At 64.4% G+C, this 1475-nt stretch carries 2 protein-coding genes; both read left to right on the top strand.

Features of this window, described 5'->3' with window-relative positions; translation table 11 throughout:
- Window positions 1-173 precede the first annotated feature (173 nt).
- The gene (locus LQ144_RS22875; RefSeq protein WP_230121530.1) at window positions 174-446 is read left to right on the top strand and encodes a hypothetical protein; all 273 of its coding nucleotides are present in this window, start codon (window positions 174-176) and stop codon (window positions 444-446) included.
- Between the two features lie 15 nt (window positions 447-461).
- On the top strand, window positions 462-1454 hold the full coding sequence (locus LQ144_RS22870) for an IS30 family transposase (RefSeq protein WP_290369808.1): 993 nt from the start codon (window positions 462-464) through the stop codon (window positions 1452-1454).
- Window positions 1455-1475 lie beyond the last annotated feature (21 nt).

Genomic DNA, 1475 nt, shown 5'->3' with positions numbered 1-1475 from the left:
CTTGGGTTCTAGCGGTCGTTGCAACACCCCGACTTTTGGGAGTTGCAACGACCGTGGTTCGTTTAAGCGGTGATTCATCAGGATCCGGGTGGTACTCGCAGGATCAGAAGGATGCATTTTTCGCGGTGTTTGACCGCTTGGGGAGTACGGCGGCGGCCGCGAGAGAGTTGGGGTTGAACCGGTTCACCTGTGCAGGCTGGGTCCGGAAGGCGGGACTGAAGGGCCGCGGGAAACGCGGGTCCGGTCCCCATCCTGGCCGGGATGAATTCTTTGAGCTGCGCGAGGCCGGGGTCAGCCGCCGGGAGGCAGCCAGGGCCGTGGGTGTGCATGCCCGCACTGCCAAGGACTGGGACGTTGGCATCCGAAAATCGGGCAGCCGCCGCTTTTACCCCGACGGGCAGGTAGTCGACTACAAACGTGGAGTGACCACATTCCACGCGCCGTAGGACTCCGACGGGTCCATCGACCCCCGCTTTCTGTCACTGCAGGAACGTGAAATGATCCGGGACCTGAGCCGGGCCGGTTCCTCGCTGAGGACGATAGCGCTGACTCTGCAGCGTTCCCCCTCGACCATCAGCCGGGAACTGCACCGCACCAGCGACCCCCTGCTGGGTTACCTGCCCCACGGAGCGGACCGGCAAGCCGCCGCCCGCAGAGCCCGTCCCAAGACAGCGAAACTGACCGGCGAGTCGAAACTGCGGGATTACGTGCAGGCAGGACTGGGTCTGGAATGGTCACCGGAGCAGATATCGCACAGGCTGGTCACGGACCACCCCGATGACCAGGAGATGCGCGTGAGCCCCGAGACGATCTACCAGGCCCTCTACCTCCAGGCCCGGGGCGGCCTCAAACGCGAAATCCAAGCCGCCCTGCGCACCGGCCGCGCCCGCCGCCACCCCCACAACAACTCCGCGGAACGACGGCCCCGGTTCGCGGACCCAATGATCATGATTTCCGAACGCCCGCCCGAAATCGAGGACCGGGCCATCCCCGGGCACTGGGAAGGAGACCTCATCACCGGGACACTGAACCAGTCCGCGATCGCCACCCTGGTCGAACGCACCAGCCGGTACGTGATGCTCGTCCACCTGCCCACGGATCACGGCGCCGAAGCAGTCCGGGACGGACTCGTCACCGCCATGACGGCCCTGCCCGCGCACCTGCGAGGCTCCCTGACCTGGGACCAGGGCTCCGAAATGGCAGCCCACAAATCCTTCACCATGGCCACGGACATGAACGTCTACTTCTGCGACCCCGCCAGCCCCTGGCAGCGCGGCTCGAATGAGAACACCAATGGGCTGCTGCGCCAGTACTTCCCCAAGAGCACGGATTTGTCCGTCTACGGTCCCGAAGACCTCGAACTCGTCGCTCAGAAACTCAACGGCCGGCCACGTAAAACGCTCGGCTGGGAAACCCCAGCCGAGCGTTTACGTGCTTTACTACTAACCACCTAACCAACAGGTGTTGCAACGACC

Source organism: Arthrobacter sp. Bi83 (genome assembly GCF_918698095.1).
In the GTDB taxonomy this organism is placed as follows: domain Bacteria; phylum Actinomycetota; class Actinomycetes; order Actinomycetales; family Micrococcaceae; genus Arthrobacter.
This window is presented reverse-complemented; position numbering and strand designations above follow the sequence as displayed.